Consider the following 4,435-nt stretch of genomic DNA (forward strand, 5'->3'; position numbering starts at 1 on the left):
TATTTTTTCAATTAATTCCCGCCACAATCTTGACATTTCACCAAATCATGACGCACCGATAATCAGCTATACTCCAGAAACCCAAAGCTACATTCCCTCATATTACGATTCACGTGACTACGGATACATTACTCCAGTCAAAAATCAGGAAAACGGGGGCAACTGCTGGGCTTTCGGAACAATTGCCACTCTGGAGGCATGTCTTAAAAAGGCAACCGGCATAACTTATGACCTGTCTGAAAACAACGGAAAAAACCTGATGACTCTCTATTCCCTGACAGGTACCACAAAGGAAACAAACGGCGGGGTCAATCAGGTTGTCATGCAGGGCTATCTGGCAAGCTGGCTTGGTCCTGTTGATGAAATCTATGACGTTTATGATGACTCTGCAGTGCTGTCAGCCATACTGTCACCGCTTTTCCATATCCAGAACATACTGTGGTTGCCTGCACGTGCAAATTCCAATGACAATGACCTGATTAAAAGGGCAATAATGGATTATGGTGCCGTAGCGGGGTCCTGCCAGTGGACATCAACATCCACACATGAATTCTGCATAGTCGGATGGGATGACAACTACAAAGGCAAGGACTTTTTCGGAAGCACATGCAATGGCGCATGGATCGTCAAAAACAGCTGGGGAAACCAGTCACAGATGAACGGTTATCTCTATATTTCATATGAAAGGGATTTTGATGGAGATTTGTCAAAATACAACAATGCGAATCTTTTCACATTCATCATTAACGATGATGAGGGATATATAAGAAACTATCAGTATGAAGTTGCAGGCGAGACTTCATGGATTCAATCATCCAACCAGCCGGCATATTACAAGAATACCTTCCAATCCAAGGGCGATGAACTGCTTTCTGCCGTTTCAACATTCTTCAAATATCCGACAGACTATAGCATTTCAATATATAAGGGAAACGAGCTAGTGCTGACACAGAATGGCCATAGTAATATGGGATATTATACCATTCCTTTAAGCAAAAAGATTGAATTGAGCACAGGAGACGTATTCACGGTCATGTTCAAGAACTCAAGAAGCGGCACAAATTATATTCCTGTCTGCTATGATACTAACCTGATGTGGCCTGCCCATACGACAGGAGTTTCATTTTACAGTTTTGACGGGTCAAAATGGACACAGTTGAATAACGGGGCAGTTTGTATAAAGGCATTCACTTCTGCCCGGGAGTTGAAAGACATTGAAATCACTTCCAATTCATTTGCCAATGTGGCCGTTGGCCAAGAGGCAACATTCAATGTGCTTTTCAAAGAGGCTTCCTCAGAGGTTGACGGAAGCCTGATTGAATTTACAGTTGACGGTGAAACCTATCATGTCCAGGTAAAAAACGCCAGGGCTTCATTGAAAATGAAATTCAGTCAGGGAACCCATACATTTTCCGCCCAATACAGGAATAACATATACAGGTCAAATGTCGTTGGATTTGATTTCGACTGCAGCAATGACATTGTCGTTAGCGCTCCGGATGTAACAAAGTACTACGGAGGCGCGCAGAAGTTCACGGTTAAAGTTACCCAAAATAACCTTCCGGTATCAACAAGCGTCACAATCAACGTCAATGGAGTCGACCGCACCATGCCAACCAACGCCAACGGTGAAGCTTCAATAGATTTGAACCTGCCTGTGGGAAATTATGTTGTCACTTCCTATGTAAACGGAAAGGCATACACATCAAATGCTGAAATTCTCACCACAATAAGTTCAAATAACGCTCAGGGCACATATTCAAACGCTTATGTGACTGCAACATTTTATGATGCAAACGGAAATTATCTTAAGAATTCCTATGTCAAATTCAGGATAGGTTCAACTGAATATTCCGCCAAAACCGACAACTACGGTTATGCAAGCAGGAGCATTGATTTGGATGTGGGCACATACGATGTCTATGTTGTCAATTCAAATACTGGTGAGCAGAAAAGAATCAGCTTAAAAATCTCAAAGGCCACTCCAGCCATGACCCTTAAATCTTCACAAAGCGGCAATGTGGTGACAGTGACTGCCACCATGACTCCATCTGCCGTTAGCGGAACCGTCAGATTCTACATTGATGGAGGATACCATTCCGAAAGCATTAAAAATGGTGTTGCCACACTGGAGCTTTACGGTCTCAAAGCGGGCACATACCCATTGACAGCAACCTATCAGGGAAACGGCAACTACAACACAAAAGAGGTGTCCTCTTCCGTTGCGGTTACCTCAACAGATTCCCCATCCATTTCTGCAAGCGATGTGACATGCGAGTATTTGAATTCCTATGTGGATGCAACATTCTACGATTCAGATGGAAATTACCTTAAAAAGACCAATGTTACATTTAAGATAGACAGCGTTGAATATATTGCAACCACCAATAGCTATGGGCACATCAAAGCGCCGTTCTCTCTTGATGTGGGAAGCCATATTGTAATCCTCAATAACCCGGCTACCCTTGAAAGCCTGAAGGTAAGGCTAACTGTGACAAAAAAGACACCTAGCCTGTCGTTCATTCTGTATGATTGCAGCGATTACTATCTGATTCAAACAAGCATATCTCCATTTGCTTCTGGAGGAAACCTGACATATACATATAAGGGAGTTGACTACACAACTTCATATAATGGCTATTTAAGGATTTCCCCTACTGCTGAAGGCGATTACCTTGTTAATGTTCGCTTCAGCGGAGACAAAAATCTTAATCCTGCTTCCCATTCTTATGTATTCGCTTTTAAAAGCAAGGCGGATATCATAGAGTCTAATCCAATCTCCATGATTTATGGTGAAAGCAGATTTATTGACGTTAAACTGCTTGACTGTAAAGGCAATGCATTGTCCGATTCAAAGATTTACTATTCAATCGTTGGAAGAAATACATATTTCGGAAACATCAAGACGGATTCCAACGGCCTTTGCAGAATAGCGTTCAGTGGACCTTCCGGAACCTACAGCGTTAAGCTGACAAGTGACAATAACGGATATAGGGAATATTCAATTACTGTCTATAAGGCAACTCCAACTTTAAAGGCCGGCAAAAAGACATTCAAGGCCTATAAAAAGACCAAGAAGTATAAGGCTACATTAATGTTTAATGGAGTGGTCCTGTCCAATAAGTTCATAACATTGAAGGTCAAGGGAAAAACATATACCGCTAAGACAAATTCATGGGGTAAGGCAACATTCAAAATTAAAAAATTGAAGAAAAGAGGTTCCTTCAAGGCTACAGTTTCCTTTGCCGGTGACGATAACTTAAATCAGGTATCAAAAAAAGTAAAGATCAAGGTGAAATAGATCTTTTCACCTGCTTTTATTTTTTTAATATATGCCAAGCAATTGATTTTATCTAAAATTCAAGTCAACTCTTTTTAAATCAAAAATTGCCCAAACAAAAATATGACTTGCAAAATCAAACTATCAAATCATCAGTCGGTATTTCATTCTAATCGTATTCAAGATAGTCAAGGATTTTCAGTCCCAAGTCGGTACACTTGTATATTCGACCTTTTTTGACATCCTCATTAAGACAGACTATCATTTTCATTTCCTTGAGACTTGAAAGCGCACCTGAAACCTGGCTGGTTCTTGCATCAATGTCGCGCGCTATTTCAGAAGGAATTTTATAGTTTTTGCCGATGGATTTTAAAGTCTTCATTCGGCACGGTGAAACTTTTACAAAACCCAATAAACTCAATAACTCTTGTTCTTCCATGCTAATAATTGTTTAATTTATATAATTAATTTTTATATATAAATTATATTGATTTAAACTGATTTAAACATAAGTTATGTGTAATTTAAACGCTTTTTTAAAAAATATAAAAAAATGATGATGGGAAAATCTGCAGTTAAATGGATTTCATGAAGCGCTCCTTGATTGTAATCGGATCGAGGTCAATTATTGGAGCGGTGGAATTGCCTGCTTCAGTTCGGTAGACTATGAAGCTTGCATCTTCGCTTCTGATGCATTCCTTAAGGTCAATGTTGTCAAAATAAAAGCTGTTTTTGAATCCTACTCCTCTTGCAATGTCTGTAAGGTCAAGAACCTGAGCGTAGGTGTCCTGATTGCCTGTAGAGCCGTATGCTCCATTGTCAATTACAATCCATGTCAAATTTGAAGGGTTGTTTGCAAAGACTGTCACCAGAGAACCCATGTTCATGAGAAGAGACCCGTCTCCGTCAATCACAACGATGTCTTCATTCGGACGTGCCAGTGCAAGACCAAGGCCGATTGATGATGCAAGGCCCATTGATCCGATCATGTAGAAGTTCTTTGACCTGTCATCGATTTCATAGAGTTCCCTTGAGGGAAATCCTATGTTGCAGATAACCAACTCTTCGTCAATGTTTTCCATAATGTCTTCTATTGCTTCGTATCTTGCCATGCTATCACCAGTATTTGATTTCAAGAAGTATGCTAACGGGCTT

At 40.5% G+C, this 4,435-nt stretch carries 3 protein-coding genes; 1 reads left to right on the plus strand and 2 read right to left on the minus strand.

Going from position 1 to position 4,435, the window contains the following annotated elements; translation table 11 throughout:
- Window positions 1–3,301 (plus strand): Ig-like domain repeat protein (locus ACJMLO_RS09675; RefSeq protein ID WP_405296269.1); only part of this gene is annotated, 3,301 nt, incomplete at its 5' end.
- Between the two features lie 148 nt (window positions 3,302–3,449).
- Here ACJMLO_RS09675 and ACJMLO_RS09680 read toward each other — a convergent pair.
- Both ACJMLO_RS09680 and comE read right to left on the minus strand, forming a co-directional pair.
- On the minus strand, window positions 3,450–3,719 hold the full coding sequence (locus tag ACJMLO_RS09680; RefSeq protein WP_405296271.1) for a MarR family transcriptional regulator: 270 nt from the start codon (window positions 3,717–3,719) through the stop codon (window positions 3,450–3,452).
- A 136-nt stretch (window positions 3,720–3,855) separates the two neighbouring features.
- Window positions 3,856–4,392: a sulfopyruvate decarboxylase subunit beta gene (gene comE / locus ACJMLO_RS09685; RefSeq protein ID WP_405296273.1), complete on the minus strand. Its 537-nt coding sequence runs from the start codon at window positions 4,390–4,392 to the stop codon at window positions 3,856–3,858.
- Window positions 4,393–4,435 lie beyond the last annotated feature (43 nt).

The sequence above is a fragment of the Methanobrevibacter sp. genome (assembly GCF_045120835.1).
Taxonomy (GTDB): Archaea; Methanobacteriota; Methanobacteria; order Methanobacteriales; family Methanobacteriaceae; genus Methanocatella.